Consider the following 21301-nt stretch of genomic DNA (forward strand, 5'->3'; position numbering starts at 1 on the left):
AATTTTAGGTGTTTTACGAAGATTTTAATGGATTTATCTATGTTTTTACGATTTTTTTTATTTAGCAGGTTCTACTGGCTCTGGAAATTTTGTAAAAGTGCCGCCGACTTCTAAATTAACTACACCCTTTTGCCCCTCTAATTTACGAACAATATCCGGATAATAAGGCATATTTTTAGAAAAAGTTGGAATACTCGCAATGACTTGATTTCCATCATTCATGTTTAAACTAATTAAATAATCGTCTGAGGCACTTTGTTTAAACTCAATCTCTGAAATACTATTTTTAATATTTTTCCCTAATTGGCTGTATTGCAAAATCATTTCATCCAAGGCCGGGCCTTCTTTAAAATTAACAAAAATAGGCGGATTTCCAATAGAAACTTTTCGACTTTCCTTTACAATCTTGCCATTTTCCAAAATATTATGGTAAGCATTATCTTTTGCCAAATAGGCAACTGTTTTATACTCTTGAACTACTAAACGGAAGCTATTAATCCCACTAAATTCTAAATCAACTGATTTTACTTGCTCCATTTTTGATTGAATTCGATTAGTAATCTTACGACGGTCAAAAAAGTTGGTCCAAATCGGATCACCAGTTTTTAATTGACTGGCATCAATAATCGCTTGATCTGAGACTTCACTAGTTCCCGATACTGATATCTCGGCAACTTGACTAAACGGTGAGATAAAATAAATAATTAATAAAATTGCAAAAGAAAATATAAAAATCAAAGAAATCAGCCGGCGCAACATTTTTTTCTTACGCAATTCTTTTAAACGTGGTAATTTTTGTTCCATCGAAACAACTTTCTTCTCACGCTTTTCAATTTTACTCCTTGATTTTTTTTTAGCAGCAGTCTTTTCTACTGCTTGATTCACAGAAGCATCTTTACGCATTTTTTCCCAAGGAGTCAAAGAATCTGACGATGGATTAGCATCCTTTTTATATGAACTACGTTTATTCCAGTTTGCCATAAAACTTAACTCCCTTCTAAAATTTTTATAAAAAAACAACTTGTTACTCAACCAATTTCATTTAGTTTATTCTTTTCACTTAAATCAATTCACGAATTAAGGCAACTAAACGATCAGCAGCATCTGGAATTCCTAATTTTTTCGCTTCTCCTGCCATTTTCAAGCGTTTATCTGGATTCATCATTAATTGATCAACCTCTAAAATTAAACGTTCTCCAGTTAAGTCAACATCAGCAATCATTTCTGCCGCTCCATGGGTAGTTAAACTTTCTGCATTGCGCGTTTGATGGTCATTTGTTACATAGGGACTCGGAATTAAAATACTTGGTAATCCCAATGCCGTCAACTCTGCCAAACTAGTCGCTCCGCTACGAGCCATCACCAAGGATACATTTGCAAAAACTTCAGGCATATTGTAAATAAATGGCACAACCGAAACATTGCTATCCTTATCAGCTAAAATTGCTAACTCTTCTTGAATTTTTTGATAATGAACTTCACCCGTTGCAAATAAAATCTGATACTCTTTTTTTACTAATTCTGGTAAGGCAGCAACAAAGGCCTCGTTAATTTTACGTGCTCCACGACTTCCACCAAAAATTAACAATGTTGGATAATCCGCTTTTAATTGATACTCTTCTAAAATAGTTGACTGTTGAATCGAAGCAACTTCCTGTGCACGAGGATTTCCAGTTAAAACAATTTTTTCTGGAAATTTAGCAAATTCTTGACGCGCTTCTTCAAAGCAAATCGCTATTTTAGAAGCATACTTACTCAAAAATTTATTTGTCACTCCTGCAACACTGTTTTGTTCATGAATAATCGTTGGAATTCCCTGTTTTGCAGCTGCATACACAACTGGAGCACAAACATAACCACCTGTTCCAATCACAATATCCGGTTGAAATTCTTTCACAATCTTTTTAGAGTCTGAAACACTTTTAAAAAAAAGTTGAACTGTTTTCACATTTTCAAATGATAGAGAACGTTTAAACCCTTGAACTTCAACTGCTTTAAAAGGAATTCCAGCTTTTTCCACAATTTTTTTCTCCAACCCTTTTTCCGTTCCGACGTATAGAACATCAAGAGTTGGTTCGACTTTTTGGAGTTGTCTAATTAAAGCTAGAGCTGGATAAATATGTCCACCAGTTCCGCCACCTGATAAAATAATTTTCATACGCAAACGTAGTTCAAACGAAAAACTACTCCTCCTGTTCTTTCAGTTCTGCAATTAACTGCTGAATCGCTTTAATATATGCGTCACCACGTACTTCAAAACTTCGATACTGATCCCAACTTGCACATGCAGGAGAAAGTAAAATAACAGTATCTTCATCACTTAAGTCATAGGCAACTGGTACAGCTGCTTCAACATTTTGAACTACCCGTATTTCTTTAACTCCAGCTTTTCGACCTACTTCTTCTAACTTACTTGCTGTTTCACCAAATACAATTAAAGCTTTTACATTTTTCAAAGAAGGAATTAACTCATCAAATCCATTACCACGATCCAATCCACCTGCTAATAAAATAACAGGATTAGAAAATCCTTTTAAGGCATTTTCTGTTGCCAGAATATTGGTTGCTTTTGAGTCATTGTAGAATTTACGTTTTTGATAGTCAGTTACAAATTGTGTACGATGTTTCACACCAGTAAAAGTTGTTAACAATTCAGCAATATTTTCATTACTTTGCCCCATTAATTTGGCTACCGCGATAGCTGCTAAAGCATTCTCAACATTATGCTCACCGGGAACTAAAATTGCTGTTTTTTCCATGATACATTCATTTCGATAATAAATTTTACCTTCTTTTACATAAGCTCCATTTTCCAATACTTCTTTTCTTGAAAAAGGAATAATTTGTGCTTTGCTTGATTTAGCTAATTCACGTAATTCAGGCTGATCCCAATTTAGGATTAAATAATCGTCGGCTGTTTGATTCTCTGTAATGCGCCATTTAGCTGCTACGTATTCTTCACGAGTACCATGATAGTCAATATGCGCTTCAAAAATATTCGTAATTACAGCAATACTTGGACGCAATTTGGTTATTCCCATTAATTGGAAACTTGATAACTCAATCACAATTTCATCATTAGGCGTTGTAGTTTGCGCTACTAAACTAGCAGGCATTCCAATATTTCCTGCAACATAGGCATGTCCTTTTATTCGATTCTGATTTAAAATATCAGCAATCATTGTCGTTGTGGTTGTTTTCCCATTTGTTCCAGTAATCCCAATTAGAGTGCTTTCAGATACTTCATAAGCTAATTCAACTTCTGTAATAACCGGGATTCCTTTTTCAATTGCACGCTTTACAATTGGGTTATTGTACATAATCCCTGGGTTTTTAACGACTAATTCAAAATCTTCATCTAGCAAATCCACCGGATGTCCACCTGTTACAACACGAATTCCAGATTCCAATAATTCTTGTGCTTCTGGATTTTCTTCAAAACTCTTATAATCATTAACTGTTACTAATGCACCTAATTCATGCAATAATTTTGCAGCATTTACACCGCTTAAAGCCAGTCCTAAAACCAATATTTTTTTATTCTCATAACTTGTAATTTTTTTCATCACTTATGCCTCCTCATTACAAAATAATCATTAACGCTAAAACAGATGCAACTAAACCGACTGCCCAAAAAGTTAACACGACACGCCATTCGCTCCAACCACTCATTTCAAAGTGATGGTGAATTGGACTCATTTTGAAAACTCTTTTTCCTGTTAATTTGAAAGAAGTTACTTGAATCATAACACTTGCTGTTTCAATTACAAAAATCAAACCAATAAGTAATAATGACCATTCTTGATGAAGCAAGATTGAAATAGCTGCTAAACCACCACCTAAAGCTAACGAACCTACATCTCCCATGAAGATTTTTGCAGGTTTCTTATTAAAGAAAAAGAACCCAACTAAACCACCAATAATTGCTAAACAAAAAATTAGTACATCTGATTGTCCTTGTTTCCAAGCAATAATTCCATAGGCACCATAGGCAATGCTTGCTGTCCCTGCTACTAATCCATCTAAACCATCGGTCAAATTAACGGCATTAGAAAAACCAACTAACCAAAATAAAACAAATACTCCATAGAACCAACCGATATTTACAAAGCCGATCACTGGTAAATTAATCGCAGTTGACAAACCATCATTCTTAAATAGTACAAAAAATATGATTCCACCAACAATTTGTCCAATTAATTTTTGCTTTGATGTCAATCCTAAATTACGTTTTTTAAAGACTTTAATAAAATCATCTAAAAATCCTAATAAACCATACAAAGCTAAAATAAAGAGCAGTAACCCTAAAGACAGAGTAAGCCAACCTTGCCAAATACCAACCCAAATAGCCGTAATAATTGTCGCTAATAAGAAAACTAAACCACCCATAGTTGGCGTTCCTGTTTTCACTTCGTGCCATTTAGGACCTTCATCTCTTGTTACTTGTCCCAATTGTTTCATTCTAAAATAGCCAATAAATATTGGCATCACCATAATTGTCAGTGCAAAACTACTAACAAATGGAATCAACATCTCTGTCCAATGCATGTTAAACCGCTCCTAATTTTTAATAAAAGTTGAAGATTTTTTACTATCTGCATACTTTTCATTTTTTAGTCCTTTTATATCACTCTATTTTTTAGATGAATTTCCAATATAATACGTTGCAATTGCTTTTTTGGCTTCTTCCACATCATCAAAATGATGCTTTGTTGTACCAATAATTTGATAATCTTCATGACCTTTACCTGCAATTAAAATAACATCATTCTTCTGAGCTTGTTTAACAGCTTCCTCAATTGCTACATGACGATCAACAATAAGCTGATACTCCTCTTCAGCTCCTAGTTCAGCAACAACATCTTCTAAAATTGTAGCTGGATCCTCTGTTCTAGGATTATCTGATGTAAAAATAACATGATCTGCATAATCCATTGCAATTCGAGCCATCTTAGGACGTTTCGTTTTATCCCGATCTCCTCCACAACCCACAACACAATAAACATTTCCTGTTTTAAACTCATTAATCGTATTTAAAACATTTAAAAGACCATCTGGTGTATGCGCATAATCTACGACTACAGCAAAATCCTGTTCTCCTTGGACTAATTCAAAACGTCCACGAACACCAGCGATACTCTCTAAGGAACAAATAATACTATCTAACTCGATTCCCGCTACATATGCTGTTGCAATTGCTGCCAAAGCATTCAAAACATTGAATTTCCCAGCCAATTGTAAATGTACTGGATAGCTTTTTTCAGCGAAGAGTAAATCAAAGCTTGTTCCACGATTTGTAATTTTAATTGAAGTTGCTCTAAAATCAGCCTTTTCTTCAATACCATAAGTCATTATCTCTGCAGCTGTCATCTTTTGAAAATCACGACCCACTGCATCATCTACATTTAAAATAGCGAATTTAGGCTTTTCTGGTTGATACACATTACCTAATTGAGAAAATAATAAGCTTTTTGCATGTGCGTATTCTTCCATAGTATGGTGATATTCGAGATGATCTTGACTTAAATTTGTAAAAACTGCAATATCAAAATCCGTTCCCCAAACACGACCCTGTACTAAAGAATGTGACGAAACTTCTATTGCACATGTTGTTACTTGTTTCTTACGCATCTCTGCAAAAGTTTTTTGCAAAGTTAAACTATCCGGTGTTGTATTTTTAGTTTCAAAAATCTCATCACCAATTCGACGATACATCGTTCCGATAACCCCAGTCACCTCTTGATGATCTCGGAATATTTGATCAATTAAATGAGTAATCGTTGTTTTTCCATTGGTTCCAGTAACACCCACAACACGAAAGTCTTGGCTAGGATGTTCATAAAAAGCATCTGCCAAAATTGCCATAGCCCGATTAGAATTTGCAACATAAATTACAGGAACTTCCACATCAATCGGTTTTTCTGCTATTAATAATACAGCCCCTTTTTCAACAGCTTCTTGGGCAAATTTATGTCCATCAAATAATGCACCAGAGATACAAACAAATAAAGATCCTGCCTTAATTTCTCGTGTATCTTGTGTTATGCTTTTAATTTCTAGGGTTGGTGCAATTTCTTTAGACAAGCGTTTTAATTGTAAATTAGCAATTAAACTTGTGGCTTTCATATTCTTCACCTTTTCTATCATTGTGGGGCTGCTAACGTAACCACAATGTCTGCGGCACCTTCCATATTGGAATTTTCCGGTAAACTTTGGGCTGTTACAAAACCGTCCCCATCAATTTTAAATTTTTGTCCCGTCATTTCTGAAACTTTTAAAACATCGTTTTTTGACCAACCAATCATATTTGGCATGGTCATAGCTCCATTTGTTAAAACCATTGCACGCTGTCCTTCCAAAACAGTTTCATTTGGCAAAGGCATTTGCTGTACTATTGTATCACCATTTCCAACAATGGTCACACTTAACTTATTGTCTTCTAATGTTTTCACAGCAGATTCTTTTGTTCCGCCAGTGATTTTTGGCATCACCACTTGATTAGCAGCCTCGTTATTTGATTCCTTACCAAGTTCTTGGTATTGCAAAGCACGTTCCATGACGGGATTAAATACTTCTGCAATCATGCCGCCACCAGAAATCATCCCATCATAAACTTGTGGTTGTTTCATCGTAACATATAAAATCAACTCTGGATTTTCTGCTGGAGCCATGCCCGCTACAGAAAAAACATAATTGTTATCGCCTTTTGCGTATAAGCCAGTTTTAGGATCAACGATTTCAGCAGTTCCTGTTTTGGCTGCAATTCGGTAATTTTCAATCTGATAAACTTTTCCGGTTCCATTTTCACTATAAACGACTTGTTGTAAATACTCTAATTCTTTTTTAGCTGTTTCGGCTGTAATTGGTTCTCCCACAACAGTCGGTTGAGTAACCGTTTCTTTTCCAGTATTAGGATCAACCTTTTTTTCAATAAAATATGGCTTTACCATTTTACCATTATTTGCCACCGCTGAGAATGCCTGTAACATTTGAAAATCAGTTACTGTTAAACCTTGACCAAACGAGGTATTGGCTTTTTCTAAAGGATAGTTATATGCAATCGTTCCTGCAGCTTCATTTGCTAAACCAGAATCAGTTGATTTTCCTATACCAAATGCGTTCATATATTCTTTCCACTTATCTGTGCCCATTTTATCAACCAAATTAGCGAAGGCCACATTACTAGAACGTTCCAATCCTTCTAAATAGGAAATTGAACCCCAACCAACTTTATTATGATCACGAATTTCCCCACCTTCAACTTTTTTCACACCTGATGCATAATATTCATTCGGATTAAAAACACCTTCATTAATTGCAGCACCCAATGTTAAAATTTTCATTGTTGAACCTGGTTCAAAAGTTTCTTCTACCAATAAATTACGCCAGCTTTTGTCAATATTCTCTTTTGTTGTTGAATTAAAAGTCGGACTTTGAGTTGTTGCCATAATTGCACCCGTTTTAGCATTCATTAAAGTAGCTGTCATCGTAACAGGTTGATACTTAGCTGCAACCTCGGTCATCTTATTTTCAAGAAATACTTGCAAGCGATTATTCAGGGTTAAATAGATATCTGATCCATCTTTTGCAGCAACTTCTTTAACTTTGGAATTAGGTAATGCATAACCAAAGCTATCTTTTTGATATTCATATTTTCCGTCAGTTCCAGTTAGTAATTTATTGTATGCTTGTTCAATCCCCATAGTTCCCACTAGCTGATTATTTTGAACGTAGTTAGGATCATTCTCAGCTGTCTTTGTTGGAATCGATGCAATCCCTACTAGATTAGAAGCAAAAACACCATTTGGATACAAACGTTTAGGTGTTTCTTCAAAAATTAATCCAGGTAGCTTTGCTTTTTCAATATTAACTTTTGTTTCATAGCTTAAATCTTTTCCCATATTTCCAAATTCAACTTGAGCTAAAGCTTTTCCATTCTCATCTTTTCGATTTAGTTGCTCTAAAATCGCTTCTTTACTCAACGAAATGTTTTGAGACAATAGTTCAGCTGTTTTTTCTTTGTCTTTTACATAATTTGGATTTTTCTTTGTTGACCATTTATCAGTTAAAACAGCAACTAAAGAATAAGAAGCAGCATCCATCGCAATCGGTTTCCCATCTATGTCATAGATGGTTCCACGTTTCGCTTTGAGTACACTACTTCTTGTATAGAGATTTTCAATCTTTTCAGATAGATTTTCTCCATTAATATAACCCTTAATCATTACCTCAGAGAAACGACCAATGAATACAACAAATAGAACTATTGATACGAAAAATAAAATCATGGCTATTTTTTTTCTATTTTTTTGTGGGCTTTTTATTTTTTTCATTTTGATACATTCCTTATATTTGCTTCATTCATTGTTAATCCAGCTTTTTTTGCTATCTCGTATACACGATCATAACGTGATAGCTCTTGTATTTCTTGTGACAAATTTTCATTGACGTTTTGTTCATTAGCAATTGTTACAGTTTTATCTTGCAACGTCCGATTCAATGTTGAAATCATAATTTCTTGAGAAATATAAAATGTCATCAATGCAAATACAACAATTGAAACACTTACTACTAACAATTTTTCAATCCTTGTAATCCCAGCTTTACGAGGAGCCGGCATATGTACTGGCGACTCTTTAGGTGCTTCTGGGGAACGTAGGGGAACGTCTATTTCAAGTTCTCTTGCCAAATTATTATTCATTACCATAGGGATTAGACAACCTTTCTGTACATAATTATTTCTCTATAATTATTTATTTTTATCTATTTGTTTTTCTGCAACTCTTAATTTTGCACTGCGAGCACGATTATTTTGATCCAATTCTTCCATACTCGGTAAAATAGGTTTACGATTTATTAATTTTAATTCTGGTTGAAATTCATCTGGCATAACTGGTAAACCCGGTGGCAATTCAGGCATCGCTGAATGCTCTTTAAAAATTGATTTTACAATTCGATCTTCTAAAGAGTGGAAAGTAATCACACTTACACGTCCGCCAACTTTAATCAATGAAATCGCTGATTCTAATGAATCTTCAACAGCTGATAATTCATCATTTACCGCAATTCGGATGGCTTGGAATACACGTTTCGCAGGATGTCCACCTTTTCTTCTTGCAGGTGCAGGAATGCCTTCTTTAATTAATTCAACTAATTCACCCGTTGTTTCAATTGGGGCAATTTCTCTAGCTGCTTCAATTTTCCGTGCAATTTGTTTTGAAAATTTCTCTTCACCATAACGATAAAAGATCCGTATCAATTCATGATAAGACCATGTATTTACAACTTCCTTAGCTGTTAAAGGAGCATCGGTATCCATTCGCATATCTAAAGGAGCATCTTGATGATAACTAAACCCTCGCTCAGCTTCATCTAATTGTGGTGAAGACACACCTAAATCATATAAAATACCATCTACTTCAAAAACATCTAATTCATTTAAAGCTTCCTTAATATAACGGAAATTTGATTTTACAAAAGTAACCATTCCTTTTTCAACAAATGGCGCTAAACGCTGTTTCGCATTTTCAATTGCTCGTTCATCTTGATCAAATGCATATAAATGACCTGCTTCACTTAATTGTGAAAGTAAGTATTCACTATGACCTGCACCGCCTAATGTACAATCGACATAGATCCCATCTTTTTTTAATGCTAAGCTATCTACGGTTTCATGTAATAGCACTGTTTCGTGATTAAATGTTGTCAATTTTTCCACCCTCTTTTAAAATCCAAAATCAATCATGTTTTCAGCAATTTCATCAAAACTTTGTTCGGCTTCTTCAGAGAACTGATTCCATCTATCTTGGCTCCATATTTCAATTCGATCAGAAACACCAATTACATGACAAACTTTATCTAAATCCGCATGTTCTCGTAGTGTCTGAGGAATATTAATTCTTCCTTGTTTATCTAACTCGCACTCTGTTGCTGCTGAGTAAAAAAAACGAGTAAAAGCACGTGCATCTTTCTTAGCTAAGGGGAGTTGTTTTAATTTTTCTTCAAGTGTAGACCATTCAGCCATTGGATAACCAAATAAGCAACCATCCATCCCTCTCGTAATAATGAATTTTTCACCTAATTCATCCCGAAATTTTGAAGGCATAATTAAGCGACCTTTAGCATCAATATTGTGTTTAAATTCGCCCATTAACATGTCTACACTCACCCCACCTTCTAAGATACATTTTTAGTCTACCACATCCCCCCACTTTCCACCACTATAAACCGATAATTTTAAAAAAAAAACAGAGAAATTTAAAAATTCATTTAAGAATCGCTTTTCTATACTTAAAATAACAAAAATTAAAAGTGGGGAATATTCCCATATATTAGATATTAACGACAAAAAAAAGAAGTTTTGTGTAGTGTTCACACAAAACTTCCAAAGCCTATCTAACTAAATAAAGAAACTCACTCCATTTAATATAATAATTAGATAATAAATTAAAAAAGAAAACACAAAAGAAAAACGCCAAAATAATCTAAAAAAACGACTGAATAAAATTTCCCCTTGTTTATACGCCATCAAGCAAACGACTATAATTCCAAAACTTAAAATAAAAATCGCGAAATATGGAAGCCAACTCTGCTTAAAGAATATCATACTCAATACATGTATTCCTACAAATAAAAAAGGAACCATCAAATCTGGCGCTTTAATTATTACACCTTGAATAACAAGGCGTTTATGTAAGAATTTTGGAATAAGCCACAAAAGAACTATTGGTAAAATCGCAAAAATAAGTTCTTCAACAATCATAGATATCTTCACACTAACTTCCTACTTTCAACTTAGATAATAAACTCTTTATTATTGTACTATGAATTTCAAAAGAATAAAAGGATTCCTCATTTTTAAATAAAAAAATCCCCTTGAGCCATGGTCTCAAGGGGATTTTTCATCAAAGTATCAAGATACTTTGATTGAAGAATTAAGCTTCTTTGCTTACTACTTCTTTACCGTCATATTGTCCACATGATGGACATACGTGGTGACTTTTTTTCAACTCGCCACAATTAGGACATGGGTTCATGCCTGGAACTTCCAATTTATAATGTGTACGACGTCTATTTTTTTTAGCTTTTGATGTTCTTCTAGCTGGTACTGCCATGATATACACCTCCTTATAATAATTGCTTCTCTTTATGCCTAGGGTTATAGAGTAGAAGCGATTTATTCCAATCTCGCTATTGGTCGTTGTCAGTGTTGTCCGTAAACAAATCTGCTAAACCAGCAAGACGAGGATCCACACTTTGTGATTTTTGTTCTTCTAAACGTGAAACATACTCTTCTTCTGAAACAACTTCCCAACCGTTACCGCTTGGCATATCATCTTCAGTTTCTTCCTCTTTTGTAAATACTTGTAAAGGTAGATTTAATAGAATGGTATCTTCTATAGCATCCGTCAAGTCAATCAAGTCTTTATCTAAATAAATAACTGTTTCTTCTCGATCATTTGCATCAAAATCTCTCACGCTTTTTGGAACATAAACTTCATTTGCTTCAATTAACATCGGAACCGGCACCGGTTTTAATGATCGAGCAGAAGGCATAGTTAATACCAATGAAATAACCAAACGGGCGATAACTTCTTCTTTTTCAACAATTAGCGTGCCATCAATTTTGATGGGACTAACGTCTAAAATTTCAGAATCACGTTCCATTAACGATTGTTTCAACTCTACTGTCTCAGAAAAAATTAGCGGTTCATTGCGATATTTTTGCAATTCTATTAATGACCATTTCATTTTCCATCACTCCTAAAGCAACAAGGGTAATTATACTAGTTGTAGGACCCTTTGTCAATGTCTTTTACCTTACAGCTAAACTCTTTTATTCATTGCTTTCATTCACTCTTTTTCATTATAGATGTGATTTATTAGAAAAATCTTATTTTCCAATATAGATCAGCGGTTTTCGCTTAAAATCTTGAGGTTGCACATGTGAATTTCCCATTTGATAAATCAGTCCAGCTTCAATATCTAATTCGAAAAGTTCTTGATTTTTACTTGTGATATTTGTGACAACAGGCAATTGAATTTGCTTCTTTTTAGCCTTTAAATATCGACTTCCTTGCTGATTAAAGCCTAGAATCCGAATCCCTTTTGGTTGTTCCAAAAGCTCTAAAATCTGATTTTTTTTAAACTGTAATAAAATAGCTACACACAATCGCTGCAATCTCACCCAAGTATACCGTTTATTTTTAACTAAAGAAACAAATTCATTAAAATTTTTTGCTTCTTTAACTTTTTCTTTTAAACGAAACTCAATTCCCTCGTTCATTTGATAAATTTCTCGTAATTCAGAAAGACTGCTAACTATAATCTGATAGCGTAGCAATGGCCAATAGTCTTCCCACGTCAAATAAACTTCATTTTGCAATAAATGTAAACTTTCACTTGGTAGCACACCAGATAATCGATTTAAATCAGCGTCTTCTATCAATTTTTTACGAATTGCCGTGGCACTAGCAAAATAATTATCGTGAATTTCAGCATCATGGTATCCCGCTTGCTGACGTTTCACTGCATAAAGCTCCATAGGTCGAGCATAATTTAAATTAGCCTTAGCATAACTTAATCCCAACGTATTATTAGGGGCCGTCAAATCTAGCTCAAGCTTTGGGTTCAGTGTTGTCAATACTTCTTGCATTTGCTTAGCATAGGAAAGTCCTTGGTTTTTAACTTGTTGAAAAGCCTGATCAAACGTTTCTTGCTGGGTCAAAAACCAATTCGCTGCTTCAGAAAATGTCGAACCAGTTCCACTTTCAGCACCAAAACAAAGACTGTCACACCCCAAAGCTTGCAGCAACGCTACCCCACCTGCAGCAAAATAATCAGCTGCTTGAACACTGTAATAAACTGGTAGCTCTACTACTAAATCAACTCCAGCAGCCAATGCCATCTCTGCCCGTGTCCATTTATCTACTAACGCAGGTTCACCACGTTGCAAAAAATTCCCACTCATTACCGCAATCATCACATCTGCCTGAGCCAACTTCTTTGCTTCTTGAAGATGATACAGATGCCCATTATGAAATGGATTGTACTCAACAATTACACCACAACTCTTCATTTAAATCAGGCACTCCTTTCTGTTACTAATTCCATTTCTATTTCTACACAGAAGTTTTTTCTGCTGCTAATAGAACTTCCAAGAATTGAGCGCCATATTTTTCCAATTTATTTTCTCCAACACCTTTTACTGATAACATTTCTCGCTCTGTTTGAGGTAATTTTTGACACATTTCTCGTAAAGACTCATCAGAAAAAATAATATACGGCGGCACTTTATGCTCACTAGCCAACTGACTGCGAACTCCTCGTAATTGATCAAACAAGACGTCATCTACTGCAACTTTTTCAGCTACTTGCGCTTGCTTACGAGATACCGTTACTTCGCCTTTCAACACAGAAACACCTAATCCCGTAATTTTCAACATTGGAAATTGACCATCGGTTGGAGTTAAATATTTTTCAGCCGTTAAATAATCAATTAATTGCGTAATATCTTTTTGCGGAGTACCTTTCATCAACCCATACGTCGACAAATTTTCAAAATTCCATTGTTTCATCTTCTGATCTTTAGAACCAGTCAAAACCTTCATCACCATTGATTTTCCAAAAGTTTCTCCCATTCGTTTGACACAAGAAAGAACTTTCTGAGCATCTAATGTAATATCAATTGCTTCTCGGTCATCTAAACAATTGCTACATCGACCACAATCTTCACAATCCTCACCAAAATAACGTACAATAAATCGTTGTAAGCACATCTGGGTCGAACCATATTGAGTCATTTCTCTTAGTTTGGCATATTCATATTTTTTTAATTCTTCATCCATTTCTGATTGATCGATAAAAAATTGTTGAACCATCATATCCTGTGGTGAAAAAAGTAGAATCGCATCACTGTCTAGACCATCCCGACCGGCACGACCAGCTTCTTGATAGTACGCCTCAATATTTTTAGGAATTTGATAGTGAATAACAAAACGAACATTGCTTTTATCAATTCCCATACCAAAGGCATTAGTTGCCACCATCACCGTTGTTTCATCGTATAAAAAGGCTTCCTGAGCTTTATTTCGTACTTGCTCATTCATACCACCATGATACATCCCTGATTTAATTCCATTCGTTAAGAGTAGCTGATGAATCCGTTCAACTTCTTTTCGGGTACTTGCATATACAATTCCAGATTGTCCATCATTTAGTTTTAAATAATCTAATAAATAACGATTCCGATCTTGTCCTTTAACGACTTGAAACGCCAAATTTTTTCGTGAAAAACCTGTTTTCACACAATTATTTTCGGAAATCCCTAACAAGCGTAAAATATCTTCAGACACAACTGGTGTTGCTGTTGCCGTCAAAGCTAAAATAGTTGGACGATTCACCATTCCCTCAATCGTTTCACATAAAGCTAAGTAGCTGGGTCTAAAATCATGCCCCCATTGAGAAATACAATGTGCTTCATCAATGGCGATTAGATCAACTTGAATCGACTGCATCAAATAGTGAATTTCTGACGTTTGAAAGCGCTCTGGCGCTACATAAAGTAATTTATAATCACCATCAGCAGCCCCTCTCAACCGTTGGTTCATTTCTCCATTAGATAACGTACTATTGATATAAGTTGCAGGAACACCTAATTCTAAAAGAGCATCTACTTGATCTTTCATTAATGAAATCAAAGGTGAGATGACAATCGTTAATCCATCAAAAACTAAAGCTGGAATTTGATAACAAATTGATTTACCTCCACCAGTCGGCATAATCGCTAAGGCATCATTTCCAGATAAAACTTTTTCAATGATTTCTTTTTGTCCCATTCTAAAATCAGCATATCCATAGATTTCATTTAATAGTTGGATTGCTCGTTCTTCCAAAAAGACCCCTCCTTCATTATTTAGACAAAAAAGCTGAGATAATTCTCAGCTTTTACTAGCTTTATTTAATCTTTGTGACAAGCAAAAAACCATCTTGTACTTGTATCTGTTACTTCAGACTTGCCAAATTCAGCTGTCACTTGGACAGTGCTAAATCCAGCAATAGTTAACATTTTCAAAAATTGTTCTAACGGATAGGTTCGTTCATGATGACATTCATCAAAACGTTCATATAAATTCTTTTCTTCATCTAAAACATAGAAAGTCAGATCATGTTCAATACTATGAGGGACTTCACCAGCATAACTTGTCCAAAGAAAGCTAATTTCTTCTGACTGATCATTGTACATATAACCTGGAAACACCTCATCTATTTGATAAGTTGAGTGAACATCGAATAAAAATGTTCCACCAGCTTCAAGAATTTGAAACACTTCTTGAAACACCTTCAAAACAGCTTCATCATCAGGCATATAGCAAATTGAATCAGAAAAACACGTCACCACTTGATAGGTGCCAATTTCAGATAAATCTAACATATTTCCTTCAAGCAATGGCAACTTAACGCCAGCTTCTAAAGCTCGATCATTTGCCAAACTTAGCATGTTTTCTGATAAATCTAAACCTGTAACATCAAAACCACCTTGCTTCAACGTAACTGCTAACGCACCCGTTCCACAAGCTAACTCCAATAAGGTTTGCCCCTTGTTTTCAACTTCTTGCTCTACATAACTTAGCCAGTCTTGATAAAGAGAGTCATCCATAATAGCATCATAAACTTGCGCAAATGTTTGATAACTCATTTTTATTGAACCATGTCACTGATGTCAACTAAAGGAGCATCACTCCATAGTTTTTCTAAGTTATAAAAAGCACGTTCTGAGTAATGGAAAATATGAACAACAACATCTCCTAAATCAATTAGAATCCATTTAGCAGAATCACGACCTTCAATTCGTTTCACTTCAACATGAGCTTCTTCCGCATTATCAACGATTTCATTCATAATTGCTTCTACTTGTTTTTCACTGTTCCCATGCATAACTACAAAATAATCAGCCAAAATTGAGATATTTCGGACATCCATTGCCATAATGTCTTCGGCACGTTTGTCGTCCCCTGCCTTTACGGCGATTTTTAATACTTCTTCACTTGATACTGTCAAATTAGTTCCTCCTATGATTTTGCAACCCAACTATTGTATGTTGCAATAGTTAATGGGTAAATCTTATTATTTTGTTCAATTAAATAACTTAAAGTGTGTTTTGTTTCATATGCTACAGCCGCATCTAAATCTGTAATTGCTAACTTTCTAGCCTCTGCAACTCCCGGAAAATCACGACCTGGCTCTACAAAATCTGCCACATAAATAATTTTTTCTAAAAGTGACATTTCACTGGCACCAACAGTATGATGACGAATTGCATTTAAAATATCTTCATCCTCAATACCTAGCTCTTTTTCAACCAAATAGGCACCAACTGGACCATGCCAAATCTCACTACCATATTCTAATAGTTCTAAATCAAACTGTTCTTTCCGGATGATCTCTCGCATTTCATCTTTATCACGTTCTTTAGCGTAATCATGAGTTAAGGCAGCAATACTAGCCGCTTCACTATCTCCACCATAACGACCAGCCAAAGCAATCGCCATCTCTTCAACGCCTAAAACATGCTTAAAGCGTCGCTCACTCATCTGCATTTGAACACGTTCTAAAAGAGCAATACGATCTAACTTAGAATAGCGCTGTTCGTAAACTATAGTGTTAGGATTTGTCATGTTTATACAGCCCCTTTTCCTCAATATACGTTAAGGTTTTTTCTGGAACCAAATATTTAACAGAACAGCCAGCCTCAATCTTTTTACGAATCAGGGTTGAGCTAATTTCCATTTCAGGTACATCCACCCATATCAATGGATATGAACTTGCTTCAGGATAATTAGGACGTTTTACACCAACAAATTGAACTAATTGCATCAATTCATCAATCCGATACCACTTAGGCAAATATTCTACCATATCACCACCAATAATGAAATAATAGTCAATTTCCGGATGATCTTTAGTGAGCTGTAGCATCGTATCAAATGTATAGCTTTTTCCACCTCTTTGAATCTCACAATCTTCTAGTTCAAACAAAGGATTCTCTTCAATTGCTTGTTTCACCATAACTACACGATGCTCAGCAGCAATGGCTTGTTTTTCATCAATATGAGGCGGATTTGCATCTGGCATAAAATAAATCTTATCTAATCCTAACTGCTGGCAAACTTGATCGGCAATCACTAAATGTCCAATATGAGGCGGATTAAATGTTCCACCAATAATTCCAACTCGGAGGCGTTCCTCTGGTAATATCTGTACTTTAGTATAAACTGCGGTTTGACTTTGCACGTTCATCACCTAACCTTTTGACTTAAAATTAACGACTTGTACGTGGTAATTCAGTAGAAATACGTTGATACTTTTCTTGTGTTGAAGGTTTAAATAAGACAATGACGCGACCAATAACTTGAACAGCATTCAAGTTTAATGCTTTCTCTAAGTTCAACGCCACTTCATCCGCTTCTTCATCAGTATTTTGCAACAAACTTACTTTAATTAACTCTCTTTTTTCAACGGCTTCTCCAATTTGTTTCACCATTTCATCACTTAGTCCACCTTTTCCAACTTGAAAAATTGGTGTTAAATGATGTGCCTTACTACGTAAAAAACTTTTTTGTTTACTTGTTAAATTCATTTATACATTCACTCCATCCACTTATTTTTAACAATAAGCAGTTATTTTTTCTTATTTAAATTAATGACTTACGAATCACAACATCGACACCCTTTGGCGCCCAACCAGCAACAACTGCTCCTGGTTCATTGACAGTTACCCAACCTAGACCGGCAAACACAATATCGCTACGTTCTTTAATTGAAAATTCAAAACGAACCAATTCTGGGAAATTGCCAACTTCATCTTGGCGAGGTGGTTGTAACATCTCTCCAACGTGATTCGCATAAAGTTCATCAGCTTTTTCTAATTTTGTCCGATGAATTTTCAAATCATTGGATGTATAACAAGTAAATGAGCGACGACCACCTTGAAGGTAATCAAAACGAGCCACTCCGCCAAAGAACAACGTTTGACCTTCGTTCAATTGATAGACCATTGGTTTAATTTCTTTTTTAGGAGCAATTAACTTCAAATCTTTGTCTCCTAAAACATGAGCCATTTGATGACGATGAATAATTCCTGGTGTATCGATTAAGCTTTTTCCATCTTCTAAAGGAATTTCAATACGATCTAATGTTGTTCCTGGGAACTGAGAAGTTGTAATTAAATCAGCAACTCCAGCAGTGTTTTTGATAATTTGATTAATTAATGTTGATTTACCAACATTCGTTACTCCAACCACAAAAACATCACGGCCTTTGCGATATTTCTCAATTGTTTTTAAAAGTTCATCCATCTCTTGCGGTTTCATAGCACTCGTTAAAATAACTTCCTTAGGACGTAAGCCCTCTTCATGAGCTCGCTCGCGTAACCACTGTGTCATTTTGCCACGCTTTAATGAATGAGGCAATAAATCCACTTTATTCCCAACAAGTAAAACCGGATTATTTCCAACAAAACGATGTAATCCTGGAATTAAACTACCATTAAAATCAAATATATCAATTACATTTACAATCAAAGCATCTTCTGAACCAATTTCATTTAATAAACGTAAAAAGTCATCATCGGTTAATTGAACATCTTGAATTTCATTGTAATGACGTAATCGAAAACAGCGTTGACAATATACTTCGCCACTTTCCAAACCTTTTTCTAAAGCTGACACCGGAGTATAACCTAACTCACCAGCAACTGTTGTTTGAATTACTGCTCCACAGCCAATACAACGAATCTCTTCATCCAATACTTCCACTTCATTATTCGTCATCAATTGTTTTCCTCCAACTCATTTCAGGGTGCTTTTTCCATAGGTGTTTCATAATTCGACGCTCCATTGAACGATTAAACTTAGTGTTCCAACCATCTGACTCAACCACTGGCTTCACTAATACATTCTGAATTCCAGCAGCATTAGCACCTCGAATATCCGTCATGATTTGATCACCAACCATTAAAATTTGGTCTTTTGGCAAATTCAACATTTTCTCTGCTTCTTTAAAACCTTTAGTTAAGGGTTTCATTGCTCGTTGAACATACTGTAAATCTAATTTATTAATTGCACGCTCAATTCTCGAAGCTTTATTATTTGAAATAACAATTACAGGAATTCCCGCTTCTTTCATTTCTTTAATCCACGCCAACAGTTCCTCAGTTCCATCTGGATTATTCCAAGCAATTAACGTGTTATCTAAATCCGTTAAAACAGCCTTGAAATTGCGCTTTTTTAATTGTTCGGGTGTAATTTGATAGATGGCTTCTACCATCCAAGTTGGTTTGTATTTAGTAAACATAGTTTCTCCTTAACATTAAAATAGGAGCACCAATCAATCAGCACTCCACCGCTTTTCCTATCTAGTTAATTATACGCTATTTCTAAGGAAATTTCACCTATTTAATTTATTTCCTCATAAATGATCTGATTCCACTTAATCGAAATTACTAGAAGCCAATAATAATTCATTTTTCAAGCAAAAAATGTCTTGTTTTGAAAAACAAGAATCTGGATTACTAATTCCAGCAATTGGTGTCATAATCCACTTCTTTGTAACTGCCCATCGCTTAATAACTATTCTTCTACAATCCCCCATTCACTAGGTATACCTAGCAATAGTAAAAATTTACTTTAACCAAAAAAGCTTGAGATAAAACTATTTTAGTTTTATCTCAAGCTTTTTATCTGCATAAAGAGTGGTAAAAAGTCGCTCATTCTTATTTCTCGAAGCTAAACACTTTTTCCGCAACTTTTTTCTATTTATCAATTTTACCGAAAGTTTTAATTGGCCAAATACGATAATCTGCGACTCCTTGAACATCTTTCTCGTTAATATAGCCAATATAACGGCTATCTTTAGAATTTTGACGGTTGTCACCTAAAACAAAATATTCACCTTCTGGAATCACTTTATCCCCAGTTACTTCTTGTAATGTGAAATCATTTGTTAATAGTCCACCATTTGGCAACTCCGCTTTAAATTCATCTAAATACGGCTCTTCATAGGCTTTTCCATTGATCATTAGCACGTCATTTTTATAAGAAATCGTATCTCCTGGTAAACCAATTACTCGCTTCACATAGTTTTGTTTTGGTGCATCTGGAGCAGGAAATGTTACAATCGAAAAACGTTTTACTTTTTCCATTTTCAATAATAAAATACGGTCACTATTTGCTAAAGTTGGACTCATAGATTCCCCTTTAACAATAACTGGAGAAAAGACGAAAGTTCTTAGTAAAAAAACAACCCCTAATGCTACAAGTAAGGTCATCACTGTACTGAGCAATTCTCTTTTAAATCCACGAGATTCTTTTTTCTTTTTCATAATTTAACAAAACTCCTTAATATAAATGTTGGTTCCATCCATTATACCAAATTAATTCCTTGACTGCTTCTTTATTCTTTTTTATTTTTACCATAAAGTAAGAAAATAATTTTCTCTTTTGTCTATTTATAGTGTTAAATCAGGATTTCTATAGAAATAAAGCGAATCTCAGTTAGTTGAATTTCTAGTAATTTAGGAAATTCTTAATTATTTTTCTTCTCTTAAACAAAATAAAGTTACATCCAGTATTTCCAACTGAATGTAACCTGATTCGTATTAGTCTCGCTTTACCAGTGATGAACTCCGCCTAGCAATTAGACCTCGCCAAATAATATAACTAATACCAAAATCAATCATACTATGAACAACTGAGCCTAGTCCAACTAATAAAATAATCGATTGGACAAATCCTTGGCTATAAAAACTACCTGCCATATTTCCTGTAAAATAAAAGACGGCTACAACAATCACTTCACACAAACCATGAATGATGCCAATACCTAATGAAAAAATTTGTGCTTTAACTGGCGATTGCAAAATATCTGGTTTTTTTTTTAAAATAAGCGCTCCAACTAATGCGAAAACAACATGAGACAACGCACGTAAAACAATGACAATCGGAAAACCTCCAATAAAAAATCCAAAAGCTGTCCCTAAAGCTACTGATACAGCTACTCCTGGTGAAATAAATAAAGCAATAAAAATAGCAACATGGCTACCTAATGTAAAAGAAACTGGCTCCATCATAAAACGAACTGGACTAAACATTGGAATTAAAATACCAATAGCAATCAAAAGCGCTGAAATAGTTAAGCGCTGATTTTTATTTATTGTCACATCAACCGCTCCAATTAAAAGTATTTACACGTGTCAAGACACATACATAAACTTATTATAGCAATTGTCACTAAGATGTCAAGA

General features: G+C 34.8%; 24 protein-coding genes. All 24 read right to left on the reverse strand.

Annotated elements, in window-relative coordinates; all coding sequences use genetic code 11:
• Positions 1–57 precede the first annotated feature (57 nt).
• Entirely contained in the window at positions 58–981 is a 924-nt protein-coding gene (locus BR43_RS01450) for a cell division protein FtsQ/DivIB (protein WP_051933768.1), read from the reverse strand.
• A 79-nt stretch (positions 982–1060) separates the two neighbouring features.
• Complete coding sequence (gene murG, locus BR43_RS01455; protein ID WP_034558718.1) at positions 1061–2158, reverse strand: undecaprenyldiphospho-muramoylpentapeptide beta-N-acetylglucosaminyltransferase; 1098 nt, start codon at positions 2156–2158, stop codon at positions 1061–1063.
• A gap of 25 nt (positions 2159–2183) precedes the next feature.
• Positions 2184–3566: a UDP-N-acetylmuramoyl-L-alanine--D-glutamate ligase gene (murD, locus tag BR43_RS01460; protein ID WP_034558721.1), complete on the reverse strand. Its 1383-nt coding sequence runs from the start codon at positions 3564–3566 to the stop codon at positions 2184–2186.
• 16 nt (positions 3567–3582) lie between these two features.
• Positions 3583–4548, reverse strand: a complete 966-nt coding sequence (gene mraY, locus BR43_RS01465; protein WP_034558723.1) for a phospho-N-acetylmuramoyl-pentapeptide-transferase — start codon at positions 4546–4548, stop codon at positions 3583–3585.
• An 84-nt stretch (positions 4549–4632) separates the two neighbouring features.
• Positions 4633–6126 (reverse strand): UDP-N-acetylmuramoyl-L-alanyl-D-glutamate--2,6-diaminopimelate ligase, encoded by a 1494-nt coding sequence (locus BR43_RS01470; protein WP_034559190.1) that lies wholly within the window; start codon positions 6124–6126, stop codon positions 4633–4635.
• Between the two features lie 17 nt (positions 6127–6143).
• Positions 6144–8333: a penicillin-binding transpeptidase domain-containing protein gene (locus BR43_RS01475; protein ID WP_034558725.1), complete on the reverse strand. Its 2190-nt coding sequence runs from the start codon at positions 8331–8333 to the stop codon at positions 6144–6146.
• Positions 8330–8701, reverse strand: a complete 372-nt coding sequence (ftsL, locus tag BR43_RS01480; protein WP_245617792.1) for a cell division protein FtsL — start codon at positions 8699–8701, stop codon at positions 8330–8332. Before ftsL ends, BR43_RS01475 begins: the two co-directional genes overlap by 4 nt.
• Positions 8702–8749: 48 nt before the next feature.
• On the reverse strand, positions 8750–9709 hold the full coding sequence (gene rsmH / locus BR43_RS01485) for a 16S rRNA (cytosine(1402)-N(4))-methyltransferase RsmH (protein WP_034558729.1): 960 nt from the start codon (positions 9707–9709) through the stop codon (positions 8750–8752).
• Between the two features lie 15 nt (positions 9710–9724).
• Positions 9725–10156, reverse strand: a complete 432-nt coding sequence (gene mraZ, locus BR43_RS01490; RefSeq protein WP_034558730.1) for a division/cell wall cluster transcriptional repressor MraZ — start codon at positions 10154–10156, stop codon at positions 9725–9727.
• Positions 10157–10399: 243 nt separating this feature from the next.
• Entirely contained in the window at positions 10400–10762 is a 363-nt protein-coding gene (locus BR43_RS01495; protein ID WP_245617793.1) for a DUF3397 domain-containing protein, read from the reverse strand.
• Between the two features lie 172 nt (positions 10763–10934).
• Positions 10935–11114, reverse strand: coding sequence for a 50S ribosomal protein L32 (rpmF, locus tag BR43_RS01500; protein ID WP_034558734.1), 180 nt, complete (start codon positions 11112–11114; stop codon positions 10935–10937).
• A 76-nt stretch (positions 11115–11190) separates the two neighbouring features.
• A complete protein-coding gene (locus BR43_RS01505) occupies positions 11191–11751 on the reverse strand; it encodes a YceD family protein (RefSeq protein WP_034558736.1) in 561 nt (186 codons plus the stop codon).
• Between the two features lie 142 nt (positions 11752–11893).
• Complete coding sequence (locus BR43_RS01510; RefSeq protein WP_034558738.1) at positions 11894–13078, reverse strand: nucleotidyltransferase; 1185 nt, start codon at positions 13076–13078, stop codon at positions 11894–11896.
• A 43-nt stretch (positions 13079–13121) separates the two neighbouring features.
• Positions 13122–14894, reverse strand: a complete 1773-nt coding sequence (recQ, locus tag BR43_RS01515) for a DNA helicase RecQ (RefSeq protein WP_034558740.1) — start codon at positions 14892–14894, stop codon at positions 13122–13124.
• A 65-nt stretch (positions 14895–14959) separates the two neighbouring features.
• On the reverse strand, positions 14960–15697 hold the full coding sequence (locus tag BR43_RS01520; protein WP_034558742.1) for a class I SAM-dependent DNA methyltransferase: 738 nt from the start codon (positions 15695–15697) through the stop codon (positions 14960–14962).
• Positions 15698–15699: 2 nt separating this feature from the next.
• On the reverse strand, positions 15700–16059 hold the full coding sequence (gene rsfS, locus BR43_RS01525) for a ribosome silencing factor (protein WP_034558744.1): 360 nt from the start codon (positions 16057–16059) through the stop codon (positions 15700–15702).
• 11 nt (positions 16060–16070) lie between these two features.
• Positions 16071–16598 (reverse strand): bis(5'-nucleosyl)-tetraphosphatase (symmetrical) YqeK, encoded by a 528-nt coding sequence (gene yqeK, locus BR43_RS01530; protein WP_425393626.1) that lies wholly within the window; start codon positions 16596–16598, stop codon positions 16071–16073.
• Positions 16599–16662: 64 nt separating this feature from the next.
• Positions 16663–17301 carry a nicotinate-nucleotide adenylyltransferase gene (locus BR43_RS01535; protein ID WP_034558749.1) on the reverse strand — a complete coding sequence of 213 codons (639 nt, stop codon included), beginning with the start codon at positions 17299–17301 and terminating at the stop codon, positions 16663–16665.
• Between the two features lie 19 nt (positions 17302–17320).
• The gene (gene yhbY / locus BR43_RS01540; protein WP_034558751.1) at positions 17321–17638 is read right to left on the reverse strand and encodes a ribosome assembly RNA-binding protein YhbY; all 318 of its coding nucleotides are present in this window, start codon (positions 17636–17638) and stop codon (positions 17321–17323) included.
• A gap of 55 nt (positions 17639–17693) precedes the next feature.
• The gene (gene yqeH / locus BR43_RS01545; RefSeq protein WP_034558754.1) at positions 17694–18830 is read right to left on the reverse strand and encodes a ribosome biogenesis GTPase YqeH; all 1137 of its coding nucleotides are present in this window, start codon (positions 18828–18830) and stop codon (positions 17694–17696) included.
• Entirely contained in the window at positions 18820–19353 is a 534-nt protein-coding gene (locus BR43_RS01550; protein WP_034558757.1) for a YqeG family HAD IIIA-type phosphatase, read from the reverse strand. The genes yqeH and BR43_RS01550 overlap by 11 nt, the downstream gene beginning before the upstream one ends.
• 135 nt (positions 19354–19488) lie before the next feature.
• Complete coding sequence (locus BR43_RS20100) at positions 19489–19650, reverse strand: hypothetical protein (protein ID WP_169741006.1); 162 nt, start codon at positions 19648–19650, stop codon at positions 19489–19491.
• A gap of 160 nt (positions 19651–19810) precedes the next feature.
• Positions 19811–20380, reverse strand: a complete 570-nt coding sequence (gene lepB, locus BR43_RS01555) for a signal peptidase I (protein ID WP_157463902.1) — start codon at positions 20378–20380, stop codon at positions 19811–19813.
• Between the two features lie 276 nt (positions 20381–20656).
• On the reverse strand, positions 20657–21217 hold the full coding sequence (locus BR43_RS01560) for a hypothetical protein (protein WP_034558761.1): 561 nt from the start codon (positions 21215–21217) through the stop codon (positions 20657–20659).
• Positions 21218–21301: the final 84 nt, after the last annotated feature.

The organism is Carnobacterium gallinarum DSM 4847 (genome assembly GCF_000744375.1).
Lineage (GTDB): Bacteria > Bacillota > Bacilli > Lactobacillales > Carnobacteriaceae > Carnobacterium > Carnobacterium gallinarum.

Bases quoted from the DNA above. Each gene is read 5' to 3' on its own strand.
- mraZ (WP_034558730.1), bottom strand. From the start codon at position 10,156: ATGTTAATGGGCGAATTTAAACACAATATTGATGCTAAAGGTCGCTTA.
- BR43_RS20100 (WP_169741006.1), bottom strand. From the start codon at position 19,650: ATGGGGGATTGTAGAAGAATAGTTATTAAGCGATGGGCAGTTACAAAG.
- BR43_RS01450 (WP_051933768.1), bottom strand. From the start codon at position 981: ATGGCAAACTGGAATAAACGTAGTTCATATAAAAAGGATGCTAATCCA.
- lepB (WP_157463902.1), bottom strand. From the start codon at position 20,380: ATGAAAAAGAAAAAAGAATCTCGTGGATTTAAAAGAGAATTGCTCAGT.
- yqeH (WP_034558754.1), bottom strand. From the start codon at position 18,830: ATGACGAATAATGAAGTGGAAGTATTGGATGAAGAGATTCGTTGTATT.
- murD (WP_034558721.1), bottom strand. From the start codon at position 3,566: ATGAAAAAAATTACAAGTTATGAGAATAAAAAAATATTGGTTTTAGGA.
- rpmF (WP_034558734.1), bottom strand. From the start codon at position 11,114: ATGGCAGTACCAGCTAGAAGAACATCAAAAGCTAAAAAAAATAGACGT.
- BR43_RS01495 (WP_245617793.1), bottom strand. From the start codon at position 10,762: ATGATTGTTGAAGAACTTATTTTTGCGATTTTACCAATAGTTCTTTTG.
- mraY (WP_034558723.1), bottom strand. From the start codon at position 4,548: ATGCATTGGACAGAGATGTTGATTCCATTTGTTAGTAGTTTTGCACTG.
- BR43_RS01505 (WP_034558736.1), bottom strand. From the start codon at position 11,751: ATGAAATGGTCATTAATAGAATTGCAAAAATATCGCAATGAACCGCTA.
- BR43_RS01510 (WP_034558738.1), bottom strand. From the start codon at position 13,078: ATGAAGAGTTGTGGTGTAATTGTTGAGTACAATCCATTTCATAATGGG.
- BR43_RS01470 (WP_034559190.1), bottom strand. From the start codon at position 6,126: ATGAAAGCCACAAGTTTAATTGCTAATTTACAATTAAAACGCTTGTCT.
- yhbY (WP_034558751.1), bottom strand. From the start codon at position 17,638: ATGAATTTAACAAGTAAACAAAAAAGTTTTTTACGTAGTAAGGCACAT.
- murG (WP_034558718.1), bottom strand. From the start codon at position 2,158: ATGAAAATTATTTTATCAGGTGGCGGAACTGGTGGACATATTTATCCA.
- yqeK (WP_425393626.1), bottom strand. From the start codon at position 16,598: ATGCAGATGAGTGAGCGACGCTTTAAGCATGTTTTAGGCGTTGAAGAG.
- BR43_RS01475 (WP_034558725.1), bottom strand. From the start codon at position 8,333: ATGAAAAAAATAAAAAGCCCACAAAAAAATAGAAAAAAAATAGCCATG.
- BR43_RS01550 (WP_034558757.1), bottom strand. From the start codon at position 19,353: ATGTTTACTAAATACAAACCAACTTGGATGGTAGAAGCCATCTATCAA.
- BR43_RS01520 (WP_034558742.1), bottom strand. From the start codon at position 15,697: ATGAGTTATCAAACATTTGCGCAAGTTTATGATGCTATTATGGATGAC.
- ftsL (WP_245617792.1), bottom strand. From the start codon at position 8,701: ATGAATAATAATTTGGCAAGAGAACTTGAAATAGACGTTCCCCTACGT.